This window comes from Caballeronia sp. LZ003 (genome assembly GCF_031451465.1).
Classification (GTDB): Bacteria; Pseudomonadota; Gammaproteobacteria; order Burkholderiales; family Burkholderiaceae; genus Caballeronia.
Map to the genome: position 1 here is coordinate 2,001,065 of NZ_JARUXJ010000001.1, position 24,650 is coordinate 2,025,714.

Sequence of the window (24,650 nt, forward strand, 5' to 3'; positions counted from 1 at the left end):
GTTTTGTTTTGATTGGCTTGCGACAAAATATAACGGACGCCTTTCAGCGCAATATTTCAGCTTTGTAAGTTCTTCCCGTGACGTGGCTCTCGTCAGGAGAAACCTTACCTTTTGTTACACGCTGCCGCGCGGCGACAAATAAAAAGCCACCCTTCGACGGGGTGGCTTTCTCTAAGCGCGACGTTCGCTCAATGGTCGTGATGACCGTGATCGTGATGATCGTAGTCGCGGCCGCCGTATCCGTGACCGCCGTGACCGTGGTTCCACTCGTCGCGGTTCCAGTAGCGATGGCCATCCCAGTACTGGTCGCCATGCCATCCGATCACGATAGCCGGTTGCGCATAAACCGGCGGAGGCGGCGGCGCATAGACCACGGGCGGAGGCGGAGGCGCATAGACCGGCGCCGGCGCAACATATACGGGTGCGGGCACCCCGAGATTGATGCCGACGGAAACGCCCGCCATGGCCGCGCCGGACAGCGTCATACCACCGATGACGAACGCTCCTGCGAGCGCGGATGTCCTCAATACCTTGTTCATGTGAAGCCCACCTCGATGGGATGTTTGTTGTGTTGAGTGGACTATATCGAACGAACGCCTTTGCTTGTGTGCCACTTGGTAACGTCCCATTACCAATGCCTACCAGGCAAATGATTACGGAGAGTAAGGATCATGCACGCCGCGCGCCAATGAGAAACGGCGGCTCGTGAAAGCCGCCGTCAGGGACCGTGCAACGGGCACTAATTGGGCAGTTCCTGTCCGCGCGTTTCAGGCGCGAGCGGAATCACCGCGAGGCCGATGAGAAACGCGATACCCGTGAGCGCGATCGGCACGCCGAGCGTCTTCATATGCAGCACCATCGCGCCAATGCCGAAGTTCACGATCGCGCCGAAGAAGCGTCCCACCGACGTGCAGAATGCGAACGCCGTCGCCCGGACGCGCGTTTCGAACTGTTCCGGCAGCCACAGGCTGAAGAGCGCGAAGTTGCCGCCGAAGAAGCCGAGCACGACGAGCAGCGCAATAAACGGCACGAGCCCGTTCGGCAGATAGAACGCCCAGCCGAACGACAGCGCAATGGAAGCCGCCATGCCGACGAAATACACCGCGAGCGTCTTGCGCCGGCCGATGCGCTCAGCCATCGGCGGCAAGGCGAGACAGCCGAAGATCGTGCCGATGGACAGCAAGCCCGTCGCGATCGACGCCATGCGCGCGGCTTCGGGCTTGCTCATGCCGGCCTTCGTCGCAAGCTGAATGACTGCCGACGGTTCATACACCGCGCCCGCCCACAGACCGATGATCGCCACGGTCAGCAGCACCGCCGCGACGATCGTGCGCTTGCGATACTGCGGCGAGAAGATCGTGCGCAACGAACCGTGCTGCTTGACGGCAGGCGCGCTCGTCGCTTCGGCACGCTGCCACTTGTCGGTTTCCTTCACGCGCAAAAGCACGAGAATCGATACGACGACCGGGAACAGTCCAACTAGAAACATCGCGCGCCAGCCGAATGCCGCGCCGATCGTGTAGTTGAGCGCGGCCGCCAGAAAGAAGCCCGCGTAATACCCGGTTTGCAGATAACCCGCGCCCATCTTGCGACGATCTTCCGGCCATGCCTCGGCGACGTAGGTTCCGGCAAGCGCCCACTCCCCGCCTATGCCGACGCCCGCAAAGAAGCGATAAATGCCCAACTCCCAAACCGAATGCGATGTCGCGGCCAGCCCCGTGAAAATCGCGAACGTGAAAATGGTCGCGGCGAGCACCTTGGTGCGCCCGAAGCGATCAGCGAGCGGTCCCCAGATGAACGACAGTCCCCATCCGACCAGAAAGAGCGCGAAGAGTATGGAGCCTGCAAGACCGACGTTCGCGGGCGTGGCCGCGTAGCCTGAACGCGGCAGCAGTTCGGTGAGCGCGGGCGCAAGCACGAGCGCGTAGATGAAAGAATCCATTCCGTCGAGCGTCCAGCCGGCCCACGCACCCCAGAAGCCGGTGATCTGCGAGCGGTTGAGCGGCGTTTTGATCGGGCGCGAGGCGCGTAACTCTCGGTCCACCGTGGTTGGCATGGCCATGTCTCCGGAAAGGGGAATATAGATACACGCGCGCTCTCGATTCTTGTCAGCCGCTCCCAGCTTAGGGAAAGCACCTTCTGTGAAGTCGCGCATCGTTTTATATATAATATTTGAACATCGACACGCGGCAAGTCCGCACTTACACCTAGCCATGCCGACAGATCTCTCCACTTCCGATGCAGCGCAGCCACTTGCATCGTTTCGTCACGCACAGTTCGAACCGCGCCAGAGCACGTCGCGCTTCATCGCGGATGCGTTGCGCACGGCTATCGTCGAAGGTGCGTTGTTGCCGGGCGAACCGCTGCGCCAGGACGCCATCGCACGGCAGTTTTCGGTGAGCGCGATTCCGGTGCGCGAAGCGTTCCGGCAGCTCGAAAGCGAAGGCTGGGTGACCATCGAGCCGAATCGTGGCGCGGCCGTCAGCCTGCAATCGGCCGACGAGGCGCGCGAGATCTACGAGATACGCGCGTCGCTCGAAAGCTTGGCGATCGGCATCGCGCTCGAACATCACACGGCGCAAACGCTCGCCGAATCGCAACGTCTGCTCGAAGCGGCGGAAAGCGAGCCGGACCCGGCGCTCTACGTCGTGCGCAACGAGCAGTTCCATATGAGCCTTTACGCGCCCGCGGACCGGCCGCGTCTGATGGAGCTGATCGGCCAGATGCATCGGCGCGGCGAACGTTATTTGCGGCTGAAGCTCGGCTTGCCGATTCACAAGGATTCGTCGGATGCGGAGCATCGCGCGATTCTTGCCGCGCTCGTCGCCCGCGATATCGAACAGGCGCAAACGCTCGTCGCGCGTCATCTGCTTGCGACAGGCGATTTGATCCACCGCTTTCTCGCCGATGCGCAAGCGCTTGCCGCGGCGAGCCATGTCAAGAAGAAGCGCCGCCCGCGCGCCGCGCCCGCAACGGCTTCTGCAACCTCTTTGAAGGAGGATCGATGAACTCGTCCCCGACGCCTGCCACGTCGCCCGCGCGCGACACGAGCCCGCAAACCCGGCAGTGGAACACGCGCGCGCAGGAAAAAGCGCGCCGCCTCAAGCTGATCGAACCGTGGCTCGACGGCTCGGTGCTCGCGACCGACCGTATCGTCGATGCCTTGCACGCGCTGATCGTCACGGGCGACCGCGTGGCGCTCGAAGGCAACAACCAGAAACAGGCCGACTTCCTCTCGCGCGCCTTCGCCAGACTCGATCCCGAACGCGTGCACGACGTTCATCTGCTGATTTCGAGCATCAGCCGCCCGGACCATCTCGCGCTGTTCGAACAGGGCATCGCGCGCAAGGTCGATTTCGCGTTCGCCGGTCCGCAAAGTCTGCGCGTCGCGCAACTGCTCGAAGACGGACAACTCGAGATCGGCGCGATCTATACGTATATCGAACTGTATGCGCGCATGTTCATCGACCTCACGCCGCAGGTGGCGCTCGTGTGCGCGGTGCAGGCAGACCGGCACGGCAATCTCTACACGGGCGCGAACACCGAAGACACGCCTACCATCGTCGAGGCCACCGCGTTCAGACATGGCATCGTGATCGCGCAGGTCAACGAGATCGTCGATGAACTGCCGCGCGTCGATATCCCCGGTTCGTGGATCGATGTCGTCGTGAAGGCAGACCGCCCGTTCGCCGTCGAGCCGCTCTTCACGCGCGATCCGCGGCATATCGGCGAGTTGCAGATTCTCATGGCGATGATGACCATTCGCGGCATCTACGACCGCTACGGCGTGACGTCGCTGAATCACGGCATCGGTTTCGATACGGCGGCCATCGAACTTCTGCTGCCGACATATGGCGAATCGCTCGGGCTGAAGGGAAAGATCTGCACGCACTGGGCGCTCAATCCGCATCCGACCTTGATCCCCGCGATCGAAAGCGGCTGGGTGCAGAGCGTGCACTGCTTCGGCAGCGAGGTCGGCATGGAGGACTACATCACGGCGCGGCCGGACGTGTTCTTCACCGGCCGCGATGGCAGCCTGCGTTCTAACCGCGTGTTCTGCCAGTTGGCAGGGCAATACGGCGTCGATCTCTTCATCGGTTCGACCCTGCAGATGGACGCCGACGCCAACTCGTCCACCGTCACGCTCGGGCGGCTGGCGGGCTTCGGCGGCGCGCCCAACATGGGCCACGATCCACGCGGCCGCCGTCATTCGAGCGAGGCGTGGCTCAAGCTGCTGAAAAACGACGGCCCGAACCCGGCCATCGCGCGTGGTCACAAGCTCGTCGTGCAGACCGCCGAGACGTACAAGAAAGGCGGCGAGCCGACCATCGTCGATGCATTGGATGCCATCGCCGTCGGTGAAAAAAGCAACATGCCGATCGCACCCGTCATGATCTACGGCGACGATGTCACGCATGTCGTGACGGAAGAAGGCATCGCGTATCTGCATGCGGCCGAAGGCGTCGATGAGCGCCGCGCCGCGCTTGCCGCCGTGGCGGGCGTCACGCCCATCGGCATGCGCGCGGATGCGAAGAAGACGGCGGAGTTGAGAAGGCGCGGCATCGTCGCGTTGCCGGAAGACCTCGGCGTGCGGCGCGGCGAAGCGAAGCGTTCGCTGCTCGCGGCACGCAGTATCGACGACCTGGTGGCGTGGTCGGGCGGTCTGTATGCGCCGCCTGCGCGCTTCAGAAGCTGGTGAGCGCGATGGGTTCGTGTATGTCTGACCGTGAAGACAAAGCGTCGAGCCTTTGCGTGGTTGCCGACATTCCCGCTGGCGTGTGTTCGTGGAACGCAGAGGCGCGGCTCGATGACGCCACGCATGCGAACCCGTCGAATTCGCGTGCCGTCGCAACGCACGCCAATACCGGAGCCGCTGCCCGCCCGAGCATGGGCCATGCGATGCAAACGGCGCTAGCGTCGCGCGAAGCCACTCGGTTCGCCCACTTGCAGCCGATCGCGCCCGATGCCATCGCGACCCGCGCCGTGGCCGCGCTCATCGACGAAGCGTGTCTCACACCGAAACCCGCATTGGTGGACCGGCGCGGCAGCGGCGCGCATCGCGATTTGTCGCTCGACATCATGTTGCGCTCGGCAAAAGCGTTGCACCCCACGTTTGTCGCCATCGCTCGCGCGTCGGCCGATCTCGAACCGTCGCAGACGTTACGCGAACAGCTTGCACGCATCGGCCGCGAAGGCGAGATTGCGATGATGCGCGCGACCGCCGGCAGCAACGCGCATCGCGGTGCGATCTGGATCGTCGGCTTGCTGTGCGCCGGCGCGGCGATGCATGCGCCCGACGACAGCGCGGCGATCTGCGCAAGCGCGGCACGCATCGCGCGCTTCAAGGATCGTTACGCGCCCGCGTCGGCACAAACGAGTCACGGCGCGCGCGTGTCGGCGCGATACCGTGTGGCAGGCGCGCGCGGCGAAGCGTGCGATGGCTTTCCGCATGCGCTCGAAATTGGGATGCCCGCGCTCGGTGCAGCCCGTTGCCGCAATCTCGATGAAAACGACGCGCGCCTCGAAGCGCTCGTCGCGATCATGGCGTCGCTCGACGATACCTGTCTCCTGCATCGCGGCGGCATGACGGCGCTGCGAGTCGCGCAACACGGCGCGCGTCGTGTGCTCGACGCAGGCGGCGTTGCATCGGCGAGCGGCAAGACAGCGCTTCACGAACTCGACCGCGAACTGCTCGCGCTCGATGCATCGCCTGGCGGCGCCGCCGACTTGCTTGCGGCGACGCTCTTTCTCGACAGTCTCAGGCGCTTGCATTGATTCGCAACGCGCGCATCGAAGAGGAACGATGATGGAAAACATCCGATACGAATACCCCGCCACCCGTCCCGTGCCGCGTCGCGCGCACGTCGGCGTGGTCGGCTCGGGCGATCTCGAAGTGCTGCTCTCGCCATCGGCGACAGCGAATGCGGAAGTGGTGATCCGCACGAGCGTCGACGGCTACGAGCATGTCTGGAAGAGTGTGCTCGACCGTTTTTTTCAGCGATACGACGGCGCCGCGAAACTCGAACTCAACGACTTCGGCGCGACGCCCGGCGTGGTCATGCTGCGCCTGAATGAAGCCGTCGAAGCCAGCGAGGGCACGCCATGAACGCTCACGACACCTTTCTCGCGCGTCACAGCTTCATCGAGATGACCGCGCGCGAACGCGCCCGCGCCCTGCTCGATGCCGGCACCTTTCGCGAACTGCTCGGCCCCTTCGACCGGCTCGAATCGCCGTGGCTTGCCATGCAGAACGTCGTCTGCCAGTCCGACGACGGCGCGGTGATCGCGCGCGGCATGCTCGATGGCGAACCCGCCGTGATCGCGGCGATCGAACCCGCGTTTCAGGGCGGCAGCATCGGCGAAGTCTCGGGCGCGAAGATCGCGGCCGCGCTCGAAATGGCGCTCGGCGAGTTCGAAGCGGGCCGCGCGATCCGTCCCGTCATACTGTTCGAAACGGGCGGCGTGCGTCTGCAGGAGGCGAACCTCGGGCTTGCGGCCATCGCCGAGATTCAGGCGGCGATCGTCGCGTTGCGGCGGCACGTGCCGGTCGTCGGCGTGATCGGCGGCATGGTCGGCTGCTTCGGCGGCATGTCGCTCGCGGCGGCGCTCTGCACCGAACTCGTGATGACGCGGCAGGCGCGCCTTGGCATGAACGGGCCGGAGGTGATCGAACAGGAAGCGGGCATCGAGGAGCTCGATTCGGGCGACCGGCGCCTCATCTGGTCGATGATTGGCGGAGAAGAACGCGCGGCGGTCGGCCTCGTCGATGCGCTCGTCGAAGACGATACCGCGCAAGTACGCGACGCGGTGCTGGCGGCGTTCGCGCGCGGCGTGCCAACGCGTCATCGCACCGAGGACGTGGACGGTTTCATCGAGCGTCTGGCGCGCGTGAACCCGGACGCCATCGATCCCGAAACGCTGCGCACGCTCTGGGGAGCATCACGATGAACACGACAACTCTCTCGCGCGGCGAACGCTGGATCGACGCGCTGACTTCGCCTGCGTCCGGCGCGCAAGCCGGTCCGATTCGCGCGCGTGGCGGGCTTTTGAACGGCGAGCACGCGCATTTTCTCGCCGTCGTGCCCGATCCGGACAACCGCTTTCCACGCGCTCGCGACAACGTCGTCGGCCTCGAACAGGGATGGCTGTTGGCGCGCGCGGTGCGCGAGGTTATCGACGCGGATCGCGAGCGTGACGTGAAGCGTCCGATCGTCGCCGTCGTCGATGTCAAAAGTCAGGCTTATGGCAGGCGCGAGGAACTGCTCGGCGTGCATCTTGCCTGCGCCGCTGCCGTCGATGCTTATGCGAGCGCGCGTCTTGCGGGTCATCCGGTGATTGCGTTGATCGTCGGGCCGGCCATGTCGGGCGCGTATTTGGCGCACGGTTATCAGGCGAACCGGATCGTCGCGCTCGATTCACCCGGCACCGCCGTGCACGCAATGGGTCGCGAAGCAGCCGCGCGCGTCACGCGGCGCAGCGTGGAAAGTCTGGATGCGCTCGGCGATACCGTCTTGCCGATGTCGTACAAGATGAGCGCTTATGCAAAGCTCGGGTTGCTGCATGAACTGATCGAAGGCGTCGATGCGGATGCGCCCTCGGCGGCCGAGATCGAGCGCGTGAAGGCATCGCTTGCGGCGGCCGTGAACGATGCGCGCGGTGCTTTGCGTGATCTGTCGAGCCGGCTTGGTTCTGCCGATGCGAAGCGCACGCGGGCTGCGTCGGTGGAGGTGCGCAAGCGAATGCGTGAGCAATGGGATGAAGCTTGAGTCGGGGCGGTGCTCCATGCGGCTTGGCGCATCGAGAATGGCTTGTCACGCACCAATGAAGCAGCTGTCACCGACGATGAGCTCCGCTTCGACGCAACATGCAAGAGGCCTTTGTGCGGCCCGTTTGCCGCGCATCGTTCGACACGGTCGCGCGATTCGTGACTGCGCGTGCCCAGCGAGCGTCACCGACGAGAACAATGATGAACGCAGGGCAGTATGAGATGCGGCCACATGACCTGCTGAAGATCGACACGCTGTCGTCGTCGGCCGGAGGCGGCGCGGATGTCGCGGCCTCGCTTCTCCTCGCGCCCAACGTGCCGTCCTGGGTCGCCACCTCGCTCGCGCGCTCACCTTTCGTCGTCGTCCGCCGTGCGCCGCGCCTGGGCGACGCAATTCCCATCGGCGTACGCGGTTCGACGCGCGGCGAGCGCTTCGGCGCGTGGATCGATCCACGATCGATCGCGTCTGCGTTGTCTCCCGAAGCCTTGCTCGAACGCACGCCCGATTCGCACCGCGCACACTTGCCCGCGTTCGCGCTTCTGCGGGCAATCTCGTCTTCGATCCAGGCAACGGGACTCGCCTGGGGCCCCGCCGGCAGCACAGGCTTCGAACTCGCGAGCGGTACACCCACGGTCACACCCGAAAGCGATCTCGACATCGTGATTCGCGCGCCCTCGCCGCTTTCGCGCGATGCAGCCGCCGCGCTTCTCGACACACTGTCGCGAACCGCGCGGGAGATCGGCACGCGCATCGACGTGCAGATCGAAACGCCGGAAGCCGCCTTCTCGCTCGCGGAATTCGCGCGCGCGAATCTACGCGTGATGCTGCGTCACGCCGACGGGCCGCGACTCGTCGCCGATCCGTGGGCAGCCGTATGATCGCGTATCTCTTTCCGGGACAGGGTGCGCAGACGCCGGGCTTTTTGCATCGGCTGGGCGGCGAGCAACCGCATCCGGTCATCGGGCAGACGCTCGCCGAAGCATCCGACATCCTCGGCGAAAACATCCTGCAACTCGATGACGCCACCGCGCTTGAGTCGACCGTCGCGGTGCAAGTCACGTTGCTGGCGGCAGGCGTGGCGGCGGCGCGTGGGCTTGCGGCCGAAGGTATCGAGCCGGAAGCCGTCGCGGGTTTGTCGGTCGGCGCGTATGGCGCGGCGGTGGCGAGCGGCGCCGTTGCGTTCGACGATGCCCTGCGCCTCGTTCGCCTGCGCGCGACGCTCATGCAGAACGCGTATCCGCACGGCTACGGCATGCTGGCGGTGCTCGGCCTGAACGAACGAGAGATTGCACGCGTGATCGCCGACGGTCACGCCGATGCCTATGTCGGTAATCTGAACGCGCCGCGTCAAATCGTCGTATCCGGCAGCGATGATGCGCTCGAAGCCGTGAGCCGCCTCGCGCTCGAACGCGGCGCGCGCAAGGCCGAACGGTTAGCGGTGAGCGTGCCTTCGCATTGCGTGCTGCTCGAAGACGCGGCCACGCAATTGATCGAAGCTGCCGCGAAAGTCCGCTTCGATGCACCACGCGTTCCATATGTCGGCAATCGCGGCGCACGCGTGCTGCGTCGCGCCGATGCCGTGCGCGACGACCTCGCGACCAACTTGCGCTATCCGGTGCGCTGGCACGAATCGACCATCGCGCTGTTCGAACTCGGCGTAAATGTCTTCGTCGAAATGCCGCCCGGCCACACGCTGACGCAACTCGCAAGCGACGCCCTGCCCGATGCGCAGGCGCTATCCATGGACGCCGCGTCCACTCATCCGACCGCCGCTCGCGTACGCGCGGCAAACCAGCGCGCCGCAGATTAATCCGCTTTTTCCGCACTTTTCCGACAGCGAATTGTCAACGTCCGTAAGCAAAATCGGAATGTTCCGCTAGCTTTTTGTTCGACGGACATCGACGATGCCGCTCCGTGCGCGAAGCATCGCGTCACGGACGCCCCAAAAACAATTCTAGGAAGACCGAAACATGAAATTCATCCGCTTGGCGCTCGCGGCGCCCGCTCTGTGCGCGCTCATCTCCTGCAGCAGCATGAACGCGCTTAATCCCGACACGTTGTTGCAGTCTGGCCAGCTCGCATCGCAAGCCTTCACGCTGAGTGACGCCGATGTGCGCACGCTCTCCGACAAATCGTGCGCGGACCTGGACAAGGAAAACAAGATTGCGCCGGCGTCGAGTCAATACACGCAGCGTCTGAACCGCATCTCGAAGCAACTGGGCGACAACATCAATGGCGTGCCGGTCAACTACAAGGTCTACGTCACGAAGGATGTCAACGCCTGGGCGATGGCCAACGGTTGCGTGCGCGTGTACAGCGGCCTCATGGACGCAATGAACGACGACGAAGTGCGCGGCGTGGTGGGCCACGAAATGGGTCACGTGGCGCTCGGCCACACCAAGAAGGCGATGCAGCTCGCTTATGCGACCTCGGCCGTGCGCTCGGCGGCGGCATCGACGGGCGGCGCGGTGGCGAATCTGTCGGCATCGCAACTGGGCGACTTGTCCGAGAAGTTCGTCCAGGCGCAATTCTCGCAATCGCAAGAAAGCGCCGCCGACGATTACTCGTTCGACATGCAGAAAAAGAAGGGATACAGCCCGGCCGGCCTCGTGACGGCGTTCCAGAAGCTCGCGACGATCGACGGCGGCAAGTCGAGCATGATGGATTCGCACCCGTCGTCGCCTTCGCGCGCGAAGCACATTCAGGATCGGATTGCGTCGGGCAAGTAAGGACGGGGCAAAAAAAAGCGCGAGCAGCGGTTGCTCGCGCTTTCCATTCCGATTCGTGACGATCAGAAGTAGTAATGCACGCCGACGGTCAGACTGTCGTTACGACGATGGCCGCCGTCGCAGTGCGCCGTGTCGGCCGTGTATTCGCCAGCGACACTCCATTGCTTCGCGAACTTATACTCGACGCCCGCGCCATAGTGCAAGCGCGTGTCCGGCCAGGTGCCAGTGAAGCCCACGCGCGCGTAGGGCATGATGTTGCCGTCGATAGGCATGCCGACTTTTACGTCGATGCCGCCGTCCTTCTTGGTCGTGGAACCGGCATGAAGATCAGCGAATCCTTCGACGCCGACTACGAACTGGTTGACATCGACGTTATAGCCTGCCGTCAGCCCCGGAAAGAACGTCGTGTGCGTCGATTCCTCGAAATCGTGTCCGGTTGCATCGGAGAAATTCAAGCCGAGCTTCGCGCCGACGAAGGGGCCGGAGAATTCGCTAGCGTGCGCGCTAGCGATACCGAGCAGCGAGACGAAAAGCGGCGCCGCTACCTTTTTGATACTTACCATGAGTGAGCCAACCGTGAGAAAGGCGTCGCCAGAACACGCAAATCGAATTCAGGCAAGAAAATAATCGAGACAGCGCAGGCTGTCTTGCAATTGACTGCTTCCAAACAATCAACGCGCAAGGTTAGTTTCCGATTGTTAACTCGGATAGCGGACTTGTCTTAAAGGTTGGGCTCGGCGGCGTAGGGTGTGACATGCGTCATGTGTTGCCTGGCCGATGACGCCGATGAGACCGGCACGCCTCATGGGAAAGTGGCGGCGATTGATGGTAGTACCGGCGGATGAGTGAACTTGCCGCCTACTTCCCGCGCAGAATGTCCCAAATTGCGATACTTCCCAAAAGCAAAACGACGATCAGCGCCGCCGTTCCAAGCACGTTAAAAATCACATTCACGATCAACTTCGTCGCCTCCAGACACTGCCTGTTTTTTTGAATGGTTCGAGTAAGTATTCGCTATTTTTGCACGCCAGCCGTTTGAACCATCGAAGATGGGAGCCGACTCTCGTACATGATCGTGCGTCGCTCGTTCTTTATTGCGTGTGGAAGACCTCGTCCGGGCGGAGAGTTTCTCCTGAACCATCCTGATATTGCAATCTGCCATTCGGTCGGTGTGTGACGCGTGGCACGTCCGAGACATTGCTGGCGTGCTCCGCAAAATTTTTCTAAGCTCGGACCCTGAGCACGCCATCTCCACAAAGTTGCATTCCAAAAGACATCGATAGACTCGCTCCGATGATAAGATCGTTAGTCTTCTTTAGCTTTCGAGCGCGCCGTTTTCGTCAGAGCCGATTTTTTTCAACTTGGCTCGCTCGTGTCGTTCATCGTGCGAAACCATCCGCCATTACGCGAACGCGATTACATAGCCCACAACCGTGACTTCAGACTGCATACCTATGCGATCGTCTTGATGTCCCGTGGTCAAACTCGCAGCGTCCTTAAAGACTCGTAACTTCTCTGATCGTCAACAGTGCGACATCCCCTCGTTAGCTCATCCAATTGGAGCATCACTTAAATGAAAATCACGCTATTGGTGAGTTCCATGGGAAGCGGCGGCGCGGAAAGGGTCGCGGCCACGCTCGTGAATGCCTGGAGTGAGCGCGGTGACGATGTCACGCTGATCGCTACATATAGCGGTAAGGGTGATTGCTTTTACAAGATCTCCGAGAACGTTCGCTTCATCTATCTGACTGACCGTGCAGGGAGTCAAGGCGGCAAGTTATCGAGCTTCGTTCAGCGGCAGCGGGCTTTGCGCTCGCTCATCCGGGAGAACCGTCCCGACGTCGCAATTTCCTTTTTAACCAATGTCAACGTAGCCGCAATTCTTGCAACATTAGGCTTGGGCATTCCGGTTATCGCTTGTGAGCATAACGATCCATCTCGCGACGGACGATCCGCGTTATGGAAACTGCTTACTCGTCTGGCTTACCCGCGCGCCAGCGCGATAACGGTGCTCACCGAAAATATCGTCGCGCCGTTCAAGACAATGGTGCCCGGCATGCGACATATTGCTGTCGTCCCAAATCCGCTGCCTGACGAATTATTCCAGCAGTCGGCGCCGTCTATCGAAACCGGCGCGCGCATGCGCCTCGTTTCGCTCGGACGATTGCATCCGCAAAAGAACTATCGCCTTTTGATCGACGCATTCTCGTCCATTGCGAATGCGTGCCCAGAATGGGATCTGTGGATATGGGGTGAAGGCGCCGAACGCGCATCGCTCGAAGCGGAGATCGAAAGGCAAGGTATGACCCAGCGCATCTTTCTTCCGGGTGTCACCGAAAATCCATGGACGGAGATTCTGCGCTCGCAGGCATTCGTCATGTCATCCCGCTTCGAAGGATTCGGCCTCGCGCTCGCCGAGAGTATGGCTTTAGGCGTTCCCGCCGTAGCTGTCGATTGTCTCAGTGGTCCGCGCTACATCACGCGCGACGGGCAGGACGCGCTGCTTGTGCCAGTCGCCAATCCGCAAGCGTTAGCCGCTGCAATTCAAAGGATGCTCACCGATGACACGCTGCGTGCCGAACTGAGTCGCAAAGGCGCAAAGTCCGTTCGCGAGCGATATTCAACGAATACGATTCTTCGCGTGTGGGACGAGTTGTTCACGCGCGTTGGCGTGGACACCGACGATGCCGCGGCGCGCCGACCCATCCATGAAAACGACATGACAGATTACGACTCACACGAATCGCAAGGCGCCTACGACTCGACGCGCCGTTGATATCGCCTAATGAAGAAAATAGCTGTAGACATCAGCCTGATAATTCTTGAGGGCATCTGCCGTCAGGGCAAGAAGAATCAGCGCAGTCCACCATATCAAGAACGCGTTCTTGAATCGTATTTGCGAGATCACGTACGGCAGCAGTAACGCTATGCAATACCACACGCGTCCCTTCCCAAACGGAAACAGCACATACGCAAAGACCAAATAAGCCATGAGCGCAACGTGCATCGTGCATAGCTCCGTCCATACCTTGTCCTTCGCTGTGCCCTTCTCTTTCCATTGCGTATAAAGCACAATGACAGAAGCCGTTGCATAGACGATCAACAGGATGAGCAGCCGGATAGTGAAATCGTCCTGGTAGTCCGCATATTCCTCGACTCGCCTGCCGCCGAAATTATTGAAAAGATAGCCCGCCGCGGCGGCGAGTACGAACGCCGTCAAACTCGAAACGATCAACGCTGGCCATTTTCGATCTCCGCACGCTCGAATGGAGAGCAATAGCAACGCGGGTATCGCGAAGGTCGTATGAACGAAGCTCGCGAGCACCCATCCGAGGACGGGCCGCTGATAGCGCAGCGTGATAAGCATCGCTATGCCGAATGCCAAACCTTGACGGATTTGAAACAGTCCGACCGTAGCCAAGGCTACCGGAACGACCGCCCAAAGAAGCAGCCCTAGTAGCGGTCGCCGGACTTCTAAAAGCGCCGCAATGACAAGTGCGTTCGCCAATACGACGGTCAGTCTTACACCAATATCGGGTGTTACGCCGAACGCATTCAATACGATCAACCAGGTACGCCAGCCGAATTCCTCCGTCACCGTGCTGATGACAAAACTGAGCGTTGAAGTGCGTGTCTGATAAAGATTGACGAACCAGTCCCACGTTGTCTGGCTGAAGTACTCCAGGTAATTGTCCTGATCGAGCAGCATCGTACGATCACCTACCGCAACCACCACCAGCAACAGAATCGCTATGAGGATGAATAGCCAGCCGCCAGGAGTAGTCAGGTAGGCGCGCGCCTGAGTTTTGCGACGGGGAACTGCTGGACTCGGCGCTTGAGTCATTCTGGCTTTCATCGAAATTCTTTTAGGTCGGATTATGCGCTCGGCGCCGGCTTGCTGCCTTGCGAGGTTGTCGTCGGCGAAGTGCGCCGATTATCGAATAGTCTTCAAGTCCGTTACTACGATCTGCGGTCCGCGCTTGTCGTAATCGTGGCTTTCGACGGAAAGAAGCTTTGGCTTGATCCAGGTCGCCGATCGATTGACGATTCGTCCTTTCACAATTGAACCTTTGGTATCGAGACCTGAAACGCTAAAGGCGGCGATCTTCGCGGATTCATCGCGCTGACCGCTGATATCGATCTGCACGTCCTTGGACTCGACACCGGCAATCTTCAAGAGATAGACGAGGATGCCGATCTTGCAGTTTCGCGTGACAGGGTTGACGATCCTGATGTTTTCTAGCACGTCCCGATTCGAATTGGGCTCGATATCCAGACCCGCCGACGGCGCCGTTCCACCGATGTTCTCCCACAGACCGCCTTCAATGAAAACGTTCCTTCCGCTAATGATGGAGATTCCCTGTCGACGACAGTTATTCGCGTGATGGTCAATCACGTGAATATACTGAGGCGGCATGCTGGTCGGCTGATAACTGTTCGCCAGGTAGATACCGTCGCCCCAGCAACCCACCGTGGTTGCCGATTTGATCGTGATTTTTGAACTACCTGCTATCGAAATGCCCATGCCGTAGCCTTCCGAATGCGTTTTGGGCTGCGCCGAGTTCAACTCACGACTGCCGTCTAGCGTCGCGTTCTCCAGCACAACGTCGCTCACGTCCCACATGCGCAACATTTGATACGAAGGCGTGTCATGCGCAAGCAACTTGATCGAGGCGCCCGGTTCGAAGCGAACGCGCGAGCCGCTTCGCAGACTCAGTCCTTGCGTGTCGATGCGGCATTGTCCGCCAATGAGTAACGTCTTGCCAACTGAGCGATCGATCGCATCCTGAAGACGCGACGTGTCATTGCTCACGCCATCGCTCACGACGCCGAAGACACTCGCATGCACGACGTCGTCTTCATTCAATATCTTAGCCGCCGCCGACCGACACGCAAGCCCATGCGCCAGAGGCATCGACGCTATGACTTTGAGCGCAACTCTTCTGCTTATCATGATCGTTCTCAAGCGTTCTGCGTTGTTCCATACACCGCAACGGTCCGCTCGATCACGATCCTTTCGTCGAACTCTGCGAGCGCGCGAACGCGCGCATTGGCACCGATCGTTTCGCGCAACACCGGGTCGTCATGAAGACGCGCGATTGCATCTGTCAGCGCGACGCCGTCCTTCACCGGAACGCGCAAGCCATCGACGCCATCTTGACTCACGACCTCGCGACAACCCGGCGCGTCCGTCGTCACCAGCGCGATGCCGCATGCTGCGGCTTCGATCATCGCCTTTGGCAATCCTTCTCTATAACTGGGCAACACCATGATGTCGATGTCGCGTAGCAACGCCGGCATGTCACCGACATGACCGAGCCAAGTCAGCGTGCCCTCCTCGACCCAGGCCTCAACCGTTTTTGTCGGCACCGAAGCAGGATTGCCCTCGTCGGGATCGCCGGCGAGCAGGAATTCGAACGAGCGCTGGCTGTTTCGCAGCACGCGCGCCGCTTCCACGTATTCCGCGATGCCTTTGTCCCACAGCAGGCGCGCAGCCAGCAAAACGCGAATCGGTCGCGGCGTGCCGCTCGTGTCCTTCGCGCGTTGGGCGAACTTCTGTACGTTCACGCCCGATCCGGGAATGAGGTGGATGCAAGACTTGTCGACGATCCCGGCGTTGATGAACATCGCGACATCGTCCGGGTTCTGGAGAATCAGCGATGCGCCGCGGCCATTCAACGTCGCGCGCATCAATATTTTGACCAGCGGTCGTAAGACGCGCGCCTTTAACGAATCGTTCGTAAACACGAAGCCGAGACCTGCCACAGCGTTGACGCGCTGCCTGACGCGCGCGAGACGCGCCGCAAGCGAACCGTACACCGCGCATTTAATGGTGAAGCCATGCACGACATCTGGCCGCTCTTTGCGAAACAGGCGGCATAGGTGCAAGACCAGCAAGAGTTCCCGCAAGGGGTTCAGACTGCGTCGTTGCATCGGCACGGGAAGCCAGCGGAATCCGGCGTCCTCTAACCCCGCGACATAAGGCCCCGGCGGCGACATGAGCAACACCGACCAGCCATTGTCCCGAAGATTCTTCGCGAGCGACAAACGAAAATTGAAAAGGTACCAATCCGTATTGGCAAAGAGAACGACTTTTTTCATGACCTACCGACCTAACTCACGTCGAAACTTGAACCGCCAGTACAAATAAAGCGCTGATCCGAATGGCAGATTCAACAGCACCTGCAAGCGATGCCCGGACGCCATCGCGATCTGGTACACGGAACGTCGCGCCAAAAACTCGTAAGCAATGAGCCGCCACGTCATCACGATCCGCGTGCGCATGTTGACCGGCGGCGCGATTGCCCAGCGAATGCCGTGTGCGGACCCGACCGGGCACAGGACCGTCAGCGCCGCGCCGCCTCGCGTCAGACCATCGGACAGATACTCGCAAACATAGAAGCCGATGTTGACGTGCAGCATCCGATACCGCCGCCCGATCATTCCCCACACGGCGGACTCCATCATGAAGCGCTCGCCTTCGACTTCCGGAAAGGGAAACTGCTTCAAGATGTCTGCGCGCCAGACTTCGGCCTTGTCGCCACGCACGCCGCGATTGATGCGCATATCGATGTATGTCGCCAACTCGCGGTCCGGCTCGAAACGGTCACCGATCACGCGTCCATCCGCGCGCAGTCTCAGAAAGCTCATGCCGCATACGTCGGGAATGGTTCGACACGAAGACCAGTTTTCGCGAATCGTCGCAATGGCGTCGAGCGCGAGCGTGTCATCGCTATCGACCGTGATGATCAACTCGCCTTTCGCAAGTGCGAAGCCCCGATTCAGCGCGGTATGCTTCCCGCCGTTCGGTTTCTGAATGTAGCGCAGCGGCCAATCGACCTGGTCAGCCCAGCGCTCGCAAAGCGCGCGCGTGTTGTCGACGCTGCCATCATCGACGACTATCCATTCGAAATCTCTGTCGCTTTGTTTTTCGAGGCTGGCGAACAAGCTTGGCAACTGAGCCGCACGGTTATAGCTGGCGGTAATAACAGAGATGAACGTCATCGAGAAAACTTGACAATGCGTGGCATGCGGGTGAGGCGATTCCAAGTCGGCGATCGCGTCAGACAAGGCATCGGCGAGAAATCAGGCTGCATGCTCTTGCTCCATGTCCTCTTCCTCGTTCTCGTGGATGGAGAAAAGATAGAGAACGAACACGACGCCGGCCATGACAGCAGTGCCTACAGGAAGCGCGGCCAAACCGAGCATTGGTGTGAAGGCGAAGTTGGCCGCGACCTTGGCGACGAAGCCTGCGCATGTGATGAACGCGATCGACCGATAGCGCCCTTCGCTGGCTGCCATCTGCATCAACACTAATGTGGCAAATGCTGGCGCTAATTGCAGCGTGAACCAGCGAAGCAAGACCGCGACATGTTCAGTATCGACCGCCGTGAAGGCGCCTCGTTGAAACAGCACACGCACGATCAAAGGCGCGGCGAACGAAGCGACACATGCCGCCACGGCGCCGATTCCGAACATGACGTAGGCCCATTTGATCGCCATGGATCGAGCGCGCTCGCGTTCGCCATTGCGGATTGTCTGCGTCAACACGGGCAACGTCGCCCTTCCGATTGCCGATGCACCGAGACCCATCAGCAACGCAATCAGCCGATTGGCATAACCAAGCGTGGCGACCGCTCCAGCGCCTTCACGGGTCGCCATGTATTGATCGATAGGCACGATACAAGCAAGGATGGCCTGACTGATGAGCATGACGCCGATCGAATGCGCCATGGCCCGCCACTGCGGCGAACTGAATCCGAAGCGAATGGGAGCGCGGACCTTATCCGCACGCCTTGCGAACATCGACAACAAATAGACTTGCAGCGCGAGTCCGAGCGTAACGGCCATGTAAAGCGGCTTGATCGACGAACTGGTACTGAGGATCACCACGAAAAAGAGCACTGCAGCCGGCACGGCTTCGAGCAACGTGTTGATATGCCGCTCGCGTGCCTGCAAGCGCGCGGCATCGATACACATGAGCAAGGTAAGCGGCACGAGCGGCGACATGCCGACGATAAATTGCATCGCAAGCGATCTCGTATGCTCGGGCAGCGGTCCGCCCACATAGGCGATCACCACGGGCGATGCAAAAACGAGCACGTTGGCGATGGCAAGACCGACGAGCCACGCCAAGCCACGCAATTCGCCGATGAAGTTGGCGAGCGTGTCGGTGTCGTCATTGCGCATGCGCACGAGCACGGGAATCAGCACGGTACTGAGCACCGTGACGAGCATGGAAGGTATCCATGTGGCGAGCGTGAAGGACAACTGGTAGGCATCGACGATACCGCTCACGCCATAGCGATACGCGATCGCCATTTCCTTGAAGGCGCCGGCACTCTTGCCCATCAGCACGAAGAGCGATACCCATGCGGCGCCCTTCGCTATCCTGCGATGATCCGGATGCGCGTTTGCAAGCTTGGCCCGAAGCTTGGAGGCCAGTCCGAAGCTCATGTCCGTTTCTCTCTGCGATGCCGCGGAACGACCTTGCCCGCGCGCGCGGCGACTTCGCGCCAGGTCGACTCATACGCTTTCTGCATCCGCTCGAGACCGAAGTTACTCACAATGCGAGTGCGCGCACGTTCCCTGCGCGCTTTACCTTCAGTCGTGCGGATCATTGCAATTGCTGCACCAAGCGCCTTTGAAAGCGCGACTGAATGACCAGGCGGGACGACCCATCCTTCGCTACCGACTATCGTGGCAACGTCGCCTACATCGGTATTCACGCTCAACGTGCCGCAAGCCATCGCCTCGGCGACCACGTTCGGGAACGCTTCGCCAGCGCTCGGCAGCACGTGGATATCGAGCGCGTTCATGACGCCTGGGATATCGTCCGACGGTCCCGCCAGAAGCACGCGTTCGCGCAAACCGACAGCATCGAGCGATGCGAGAAGATCGGCGTTCGCGGATGTCATGTCGGCGCCGACGAGCACCAGTTTGAAAGCGACGCCATTATCGGCGAGCATCGCCGCGGCGCGAAACAGGTTCGGATGGTCTTTCTGAGGATTCCAACGCGCGACGCATCCGATAAGCGGTATATCGTCCGAGACTTGCCAGAACTGTCGTTGCGCGGCCCTTGCATGAGGATCCGGCGAGAAGCGTTCGATGTCGTAGCCGTTCGGGATCCACGAGAACTTGCTGCCGTCATAGCCGATCTGTTGATGCGCGGCCTGGCCTCGTTTCGAGCAGCACACGATGCGGTCCGGCACGAAGCGCGAGAGCAATCCGCACATCTTCGCGATCCGGACCGTCATGCGTGTGTTTTTGTCGGAGTCGAGATTCGCGTGATGAACTGCCCAGCAAATCGGCTTGAAGCGCGTCAGATAGGCAAGCACGCCGCCAATGAGATCGGCGTGATACATCCAGGTCTGCACGACGTCCGGGCCGAACGCGCGCATGACCGACCAGAGACGAAGCAACGCGCGCGGCGTGATTCGGCCTCTCGAACAATTCAGCGCTTCGACTTCGATGCCTTGTTCGAGCAACTTCGCCGTGTAGTACCCTTCTCCGCGCATACAGACCACGCGATGCTCGATGCCGCTCGTGCGCCCGTGCGACACAACCTGGAACAACACCGCCTCGGCACCACCGCGATCGAGGCTGCTGATGATATGCAGAACCTTCATCGCGATGTATTACCGTTGCTCGCATCGGAAGATTGGACGTGGTCTCGCTGCGTCTTCGTCGACGCGATATACCACGGCACGGCGGTCCGAATGCCTTCGTCGAGCCGCACGCCGTCGGCATATCCAAGCATCGACTTCGCCTTCTCGATACTGGCCTGCGAATGACGTACGTCCCCTGCGCGAAACGCGCGGTATGTCGGCGGCCGATCGTATCGAATGCCGTATTCTCCAAGCGTGTCACGCAGCAAGCCGAACAACTCGTTCAACGTCGTGCGATCTCCGAGTGCGACGTTGAAGACCTGTCCGCGCACATCATCGCTCGCCGTTGCTGCGAGCAGATTGACCTGTACCGCGTTATCGACGAAGCAGAAGTCGCGGCTCGTCTCGCCGTCGCCATTGATCTGCACGTCTTCGCCGCTCATCATGGTGGCGATCCAGCGCGGAATGACCGCCGCATACGCGCCGTTCGGGTCCTGGCGTTTGCCAAAGACGTTGAAGTAGCGCAAGCCTGTCGCCTTGAAGCCGTAGCAACGCGCGAAGACTTCTGCATAGAGCTCATTCACGTACTTCGTGACGGCGTAAGGCGAAAGCGGACGTCCGATATTCGCTTCCTCTTTGGGAAGCGCCGGACGATCGCCGTATGTTGAACTGGACGCCGCGTAGGTGAAGCTGGATACGCCTGCATCGCGCGCGGCGACCAGCATGTTGAGGAAGCCACCGATGTTCACCTGATCGGTCGCGACCGGATCGTTCAGCGAACGCGGCACCGATCCCAAGGCGGCCTGATGCAGCACATGCTTTACGCCAGCGACAGCGGTCTCGCAATCTCGCGCATTGCGGATATCGCCTTCTATCAGCGTGAAGCGTGACCATTGCTCCGGCAACACCGAGGTCGCCACTTCGTCGAGATTGCGCCGATGACCGGTCGCGAAGTTATCGAGCCCGACGACTTCCTGATTCAGCCTGAGCAGCGTCTCGACGAGATTCGAACCGATGAATCCCGCCGCGCCCGTGACCAGCCATCGCACTGGATTCGCTCGCAACGCTTCGCAGATAACCTGATAGCGATTCATCGTGAGTATCCTTACAGGCGCAGATCCGAGCCATCGGCCGGCAAGACATATTTGAGGTCGTAGAGAAGGTGCTCCTTCTTGCCGAAATCGCGCATGCCCTTTCCGAGCGTGACGAACTGCTCGTGAGCGACCGCGATAACGATCGCGTCATAAGCACCCGCCTCAGGCGACTCGACGAGATCGATGCCGTATTCGTCCTTGACCTCGTGCACAAGCGCCCACGGATCGCAGACATCGACATGCGCCTGATACTCTGCAAGCTCGCTGACGATGTCGATGACACGCGTGTTGCGAATATCCGGGCAGTTTTCCTTGAACGTGAGACCGAGAATGAGCACGCGCGCATCGGCGATAGCAATGCGCTTCTGCGCCAGCGCCTTGACGAGTTGCGCGACGACATACTGCCCCATGTTGTCGTTGAGGCGACGACCCGCGAGAATGATCTCCGGGTGATATCCGATCTCTTCGGCCTTATGCGTCAGATAGTAAGGATCGACTCCGATGCAGTGACCACCAACCAGACCCGGCTTGAACGGCAGGAAGTTCCACTTTGTACCCGCCGCGCGCAGCACGGACTCGGTATCGATATTCATGCGATTGAAGATGATCGCGAGTTCGTTGATCAACGCGATATTCACGTCACGCTGCGTGTTCTCGATGACCTTCGCGGCTTCGGCCACGCGGATGCTCTCCGCCATGTGCGTTCCCGCCGTGATGATCTCGCGATAAACGGCATCGACCTTGCGCGCGGTTTGCGGCGTCGAACCGGACGTCACCTTGCGAATGTCCACTACGCGATGCGTCTTGTCGCCGGGATTGATGCGCTCGGGACTGTAGCCGACGAAGAAGTCGACGTTCATCTTGAGACCAGAGACGCGCTCGAGCACGGGCACGCAGACTTCTTCGGTGGCGCCTGGATAGACCGTCGATTCGAACACGACGATGTCGTTATTCTTCAGCACCTTGCCGACGGTCTGGCTCGCCGAGATGAGCGCGCCGAGGTCGGGCCGGTTGTACGCGTCGATTGGCGTCGGCACCGTGACGATGAAGAAGTTGCACTTGGCAAGATCCGCCGCATCGGCGCTGAAACTAAGCTGACTTGCGCGGGCGAGTTCCTCGGTACTTACTTCGAGCGTCGAATCGATACCCTGCTTCAGCGCATCGATACGCGTCGTGTTGATATCGAAGCCGACTACGGGACGCCCGCGACCAAACTCGACGGCAAGAGGCGAACCTACATAGCCCAGACCGATGATTGCAATACGGAGATTTTCTAACATTTCGTTTAACCAACCTTCAGTGTTTCTCGATGCTTCGCTTGAAACATCGACGCCGAATTCGTCACGGCGTGCCTTTAGCGAGTGCTGCGATCAGGAGCGGTCCTGGTAGTAACCGTCTCCGGTATAGCGATAGCTTTGATACCGGCCGCCGTAGCCATAGATCCTTCCGCGCGGCTTGATTGCGTTGAACAGCAAGCCGGTGACTTGCGTGCCGGTCTGCGTCAGACGCTTGATGGATTCGCTGACCTCTCCGCCGCGCGTCACGCCAGAGCGCGTGACGAGGAAGACGCTGCCCGCCGAGCCAACGATGGTTTCCGCGTCGGAAACGACAAGTACTGGCGGCGCGTCGACGATGACGACGTCATAGGCACGGGATGCCGCCGATATGAAATCGCCCCAGTTTTTATGCGAGAGCACTTCCGCAGGGTTCTGCGGATAATTGCCCGACGAGACGAAATCGAGATTGGGAAGAACGTCCCGATGCACGACAGAATCGACCGACCTGGCTTCGGATATCGCGTCGGAAAGCCCGGCATCGCGCCCCAGACCGAAGTACCGGTTGAGATAACCCTTGCGCATGTCCGCATCGATGAGCAACACGCGGGCGCCGCTCGACGCCAGCACCGTCGCGAAGTTGACGGACACGAACGACTTGCCGATTTCCGGTGTCGGACCCGCGATCAACACGACGTTATTTTTTCCGCCCGACGCGACGAACTTGAACGCGGTCCGAAGACTGCGCAGGCTCTCCACGGCTGGATCGTTCGGATACAGATTCGCGAGCACCAGCGGGCGCGAACCGTCGCTTCGCAGGTTACGCATGAGTTCGGCTTGCTTGTCGCTAACGGGAATCGTGGCGTAGACGCTGAGACCGGTGTGCTCTTCCAGCGAGATCGGATCGGTGACGCCCGTGAATAAGCGGTCTTTCACGAGAGCGAGCAAGGTTCCGAGGAACAGACCGACGATCGTCGCAGCGGCCATGACGATCAGCTTGCGCGGCTTGACCGGGCGCTCGGGGATATCGGCGGTATCGACGATCCGCACATTGCCGATCTTGCCCGCCTTCACCAGACGCAACTGCTCGACGTTGCTGCGCATGGCGACATACAGGTCCGTCGAAACACGCACATCCCGCTGAAGCTTGAGCATGTCCTGCTCGGTCAGCGGCATCTGGCGAATCTGCGCGGCGATGCTATCGATCTGCTTCTGGTTCGTCGCGATTTGTTCGTCGATAGCGAGCAACGACGGATGCATCGGACCGAAACGCGTCGCCAAGTCCTGGCGCTTTTGCTTCATCGCGATGAGGCGTGTTTCCGCGTCGGCCGATTGCTGCAAGCTGACCTTGCCGGCCTCGGACAAGTCCACGATCGTGTGACTGTTTTGATATTCGCTCAACTTCGCTTCAGCGTCTTCGAGTTGCTGCTTCATGACGGGAAGCTGAGCGTCGAGGAACGAGATGGAATGTTCCGCTTGAGCCGCTTTGCGGTCGGCATTCTGCTTAACGTATTGGCGGCCGAGTTCATTCAGCGTGTCGCTCAGAAGCACGGGGTCCGTGCTTTCGAGCGTCGCGGAAATCACGCCCGAGTGCTTGCCCTGCTCGATGATCTGCAACGACTTGATGAGGTCATCGGTCGTGAGTTGGCTCGAACGAGATTTCAGGACGAAGCTGGCGCCCGGTCTTCCGGACAGCTTGGTGACCTTCAGGGTGAGCGCGCCGAAGCTCGAGTTGAACTTCTCTTCGGTGCCGATAGAACCCGTCACTGGAGATTCCAGTCCGTAACCGCTCAGGCTGTACCGGTTGTCCTTCAGCACTGTCAGGTCGTAGCTGCGTCCCTGAAGCTTGCGGGGAACCTCGAAGGCGGCAAGCTCGATCGATTCGCTGCCCCAATCGAAACCGCCCCAACCGAATACCCCAGGATTCGACAGTCCGTCGTTGTGAGATGCCATCCATTTACCGAACACGGGAAAATAGCGTGGCTTCGCTTCGACATTGAGTTTCAGCGCGTCGACCGTTCCGGACGCGACGAGCCGCGAACCAAGAATCTGGATTTCGCCATCCGCTGACGATTTGACAGGACCTATCCGTAATTCTGTGGGCGAGGCATATTATGAGAGGTAAAAGTCATGGATATGCCGATGAAGAAGAAACGCACCGTCGCTTCTCAGGCAGCGG

22 protein-coding genes are annotated in these 24,650 nt (G+C 60.6%); 10 read left to right on the top strand and 12 right to left on the bottom strand.

The genetic code is table 11. The features are described from left to right. Positions 1–188 precede the first annotated feature (188 nt). Together QCE79_RS08890 and QCE79_RS08895 are read right to left on the bottom strand one after the other, a co-directional pair. The gene (locus tag QCE79_RS08890) at positions 189–539 is read right to left on the bottom strand and encodes a hypothetical protein (protein ID WP_370652022.1); all 351 of its coding nucleotides are present in this window, start codon (positions 537–539) and stop codon (positions 189–191) included. A gap of 200 nt (positions 540–739) precedes the next feature. Beyond that, on the bottom strand, positions 740–2,056 hold the full coding sequence (locus tag QCE79_RS08895) for an MFS transporter (protein WP_250509203.1): 1,317 nt from the start codon (positions 2,054–2,056) through the stop codon (positions 740–742). Positions 2,057–2,213: 157 nt separating this feature from the next. On the opposite strand from QCE79_RS08895, the gene QCE79_RS08900 reads away from it, so the two are divergent. From QCE79_RS08900 to QCE79_RS08940, 9 genes are all read left to right on the top strand, one after another. After that, entirely contained in the window at positions 2,214–3,008 is a 795-nt protein-coding gene (locus QCE79_RS08900) for a GntR family transcriptional regulator (protein ID WP_244825517.1), read from the top strand. Beyond that, positions 3,005–4,699 (top strand): malonate decarboxylase subunit alpha, encoded by a 1,695-nt coding sequence (gene mdcA / locus QCE79_RS08905; protein ID WP_250465146.1) that lies wholly within the window; start codon positions 3,005–3,007, stop codon positions 4,697–4,699. Before QCE79_RS08900 ends, mdcA begins: the two co-directional genes overlap by 4 nt. A 200-nt stretch (positions 4,700–4,899) precedes the next feature. Next, positions 4,900–5,775, top strand: coding sequence for a triphosphoribosyl-dephospho-CoA synthase (locus tag QCE79_RS08910; RefSeq protein ID WP_309845267.1), 876 nt, complete (start codon positions 4,900–4,902; stop codon positions 5,773–5,775). A 31-nt stretch (positions 5,776–5,806) separates the two neighbouring features. Next, positions 5,807–6,106: a malonate decarboxylase subunit delta gene (locus QCE79_RS08915; protein ID WP_244828068.1), complete on the top strand. Its 300-nt coding sequence runs from the start codon at positions 5,807–5,809 to the stop codon at positions 6,104–6,106. Continuing rightward, positions 6,103–6,948, top strand: coding sequence for a biotin-independent malonate decarboxylase subunit beta (locus QCE79_RS08920; RefSeq protein WP_309843476.1), 846 nt, complete (start codon positions 6,103–6,105; stop codon positions 6,946–6,948). The genes QCE79_RS08915 and QCE79_RS08920 overlap by 4 nt, the downstream gene beginning before the upstream one ends. Then, positions 6,945–7,766: a biotin-independent malonate decarboxylase subunit gamma gene (gene mdcE, locus QCE79_RS08925; protein ID WP_250465148.1), complete on the top strand. Its 822-nt coding sequence runs from the start codon at positions 6,945–6,947 to the stop codon at positions 7,764–7,766. Before QCE79_RS08920 ends, mdcE begins: the two co-directional genes overlap by 4 nt. A 197-nt stretch (positions 7,767–7,963) precedes the next feature. Continuing rightward, positions 7,964–8,644 carry a malonate decarboxylase holo-ACP synthase gene (locus tag QCE79_RS08930; protein ID WP_309843480.1) on the top strand — a complete coding sequence of 227 codons (681 nt, stop codon included), beginning with the start codon at positions 7,964–7,966 and terminating at the stop codon, positions 8,642–8,644. Further along, entirely contained in the window at positions 8,641–9,576 is a 936-nt protein-coding gene (gene mdcH / locus QCE79_RS08935) for a malonate decarboxylase subunit epsilon (RefSeq protein ID WP_309843482.1), read from the top strand. Before QCE79_RS08930 ends, mdcH begins: the two co-directional genes overlap by 4 nt. A gap of 160 nt (positions 9,577–9,736) precedes the next feature. Further along, positions 9,737–10,495, top strand: coding sequence for a M48 family metallopeptidase (locus QCE79_RS08940; protein ID WP_244825525.1), 759 nt, complete (start codon positions 9,737–9,739; stop codon positions 10,493–10,495). Between the two features lie 62 nt (positions 10,496–10,557). Here the strand turns inward: QCE79_RS08940 and QCE79_RS08945 are convergent, their stop codons facing one another. Further along, complete coding sequence (locus QCE79_RS08945; protein WP_309843484.1) at positions 10,558–11,058, bottom strand: porin family protein; 501 nt, start codon at positions 11,056–11,058, stop codon at positions 10,558–10,560. 1,010 nt (positions 11,059–12,068) lie between these two features. On the opposite strand from QCE79_RS08945, the gene QCE79_RS08950 reads away from it, so the two are divergent. Then, positions 12,069–13,271, top strand: a complete 1,203-nt coding sequence (locus QCE79_RS08950) for a glycosyltransferase family 4 protein (RefSeq protein ID WP_309843487.1) — start codon at positions 12,069–12,071, stop codon at positions 13,269–13,271. 6 nt (positions 13,272–13,277) lie between these two features. On the opposite strand, the gene QCE79_RS08955 is transcribed toward QCE79_RS08950, so the two are convergent. The 9 genes from QCE79_RS08955 to QCE79_RS08995 all read right to left on the bottom strand — a co-directional run bounded on the left by QCE79_RS08955 (position 13,278) and on the right by QCE79_RS08995 (position 24,559). Beyond that, positions 13,278–14,351, bottom strand: a complete 1,074-nt coding sequence (locus tag QCE79_RS08955; RefSeq protein ID WP_309843490.1) for an EpsG family protein — start codon at positions 14,349–14,351, stop codon at positions 13,278–13,280. Positions 14,352–14,429: 78 nt separating this feature from the next. After that, positions 14,430–15,119: a right-handed parallel beta-helix repeat-containing protein gene (locus QCE79_RS08960; RefSeq protein ID WP_309843493.1), complete on the bottom strand. Its 690-nt coding sequence runs from the start codon at positions 15,117–15,119 to the stop codon at positions 14,430–14,432. Between the two features lie 338 nt (positions 15,120–15,457). Then, a complete protein-coding gene (locus tag QCE79_RS08965) occupies positions 15,458–16,597 on the bottom strand; it encodes a glycosyltransferase family 4 protein (protein ID WP_309843495.1) in 1,140 nt (379 codons plus the stop codon). 3 nt (positions 16,598–16,600) lie between these two features. Further along, positions 16,601–17,500: a glycosyltransferase family A protein gene (locus tag QCE79_RS08970; RefSeq protein ID WP_309843498.1), complete on the bottom strand. Its 900-nt coding sequence runs from the start codon at positions 17,498–17,500 to the stop codon at positions 16,601–16,603. 81 nt (positions 17,501–17,581) lie between these two features. Next, a complete protein-coding gene (murJ, locus tag QCE79_RS08975) occupies positions 17,582–18,952 on the bottom strand; it encodes a lipid II flippase MurJ (RefSeq protein ID WP_309843501.1) in 1,371 nt (456 codons plus the stop codon). Beyond that, positions 18,949–20,124: a glycosyltransferase gene (locus tag QCE79_RS08980; RefSeq protein WP_309843504.1), complete on the bottom strand. Its 1,176-nt coding sequence runs from the start codon at positions 20,122–20,124 to the stop codon at positions 18,949–18,951. Before QCE79_RS08980 ends, murJ begins: the two co-directional genes overlap by 4 nt. Next, positions 20,121–21,197 (bottom strand): SDR family oxidoreductase, encoded by a 1,077-nt coding sequence (locus QCE79_RS08985; RefSeq protein WP_309843506.1) that lies wholly within the window; start codon positions 21,195–21,197, stop codon positions 20,121–20,123. Before QCE79_RS08985 ends, QCE79_RS08980 begins: the two co-directional genes overlap by 4 nt. 11 nt (positions 21,198–21,208) lie before the next feature. After that, complete coding sequence (gene tviB / locus QCE79_RS08990; RefSeq protein WP_309843508.1) at positions 21,209–22,477, bottom strand: Vi polysaccharide biosynthesis UDP-N-acetylglucosamine C-6 dehydrogenase TviB; 1,269 nt, start codon at positions 22,475–22,477, stop codon at positions 21,209–21,211. A 90-nt stretch (positions 22,478–22,567) separates the two neighbouring features. Beyond that, positions 22,568–24,559 (bottom strand): polysaccharide biosynthesis tyrosine autokinase, encoded by a 1,992-nt coding sequence (locus QCE79_RS08995; protein WP_309845269.1) that lies wholly within the window; start codon positions 24,557–24,559, stop codon positions 22,568–22,570. Positions 24,560–24,650: the final 91 nt, after the last annotated feature.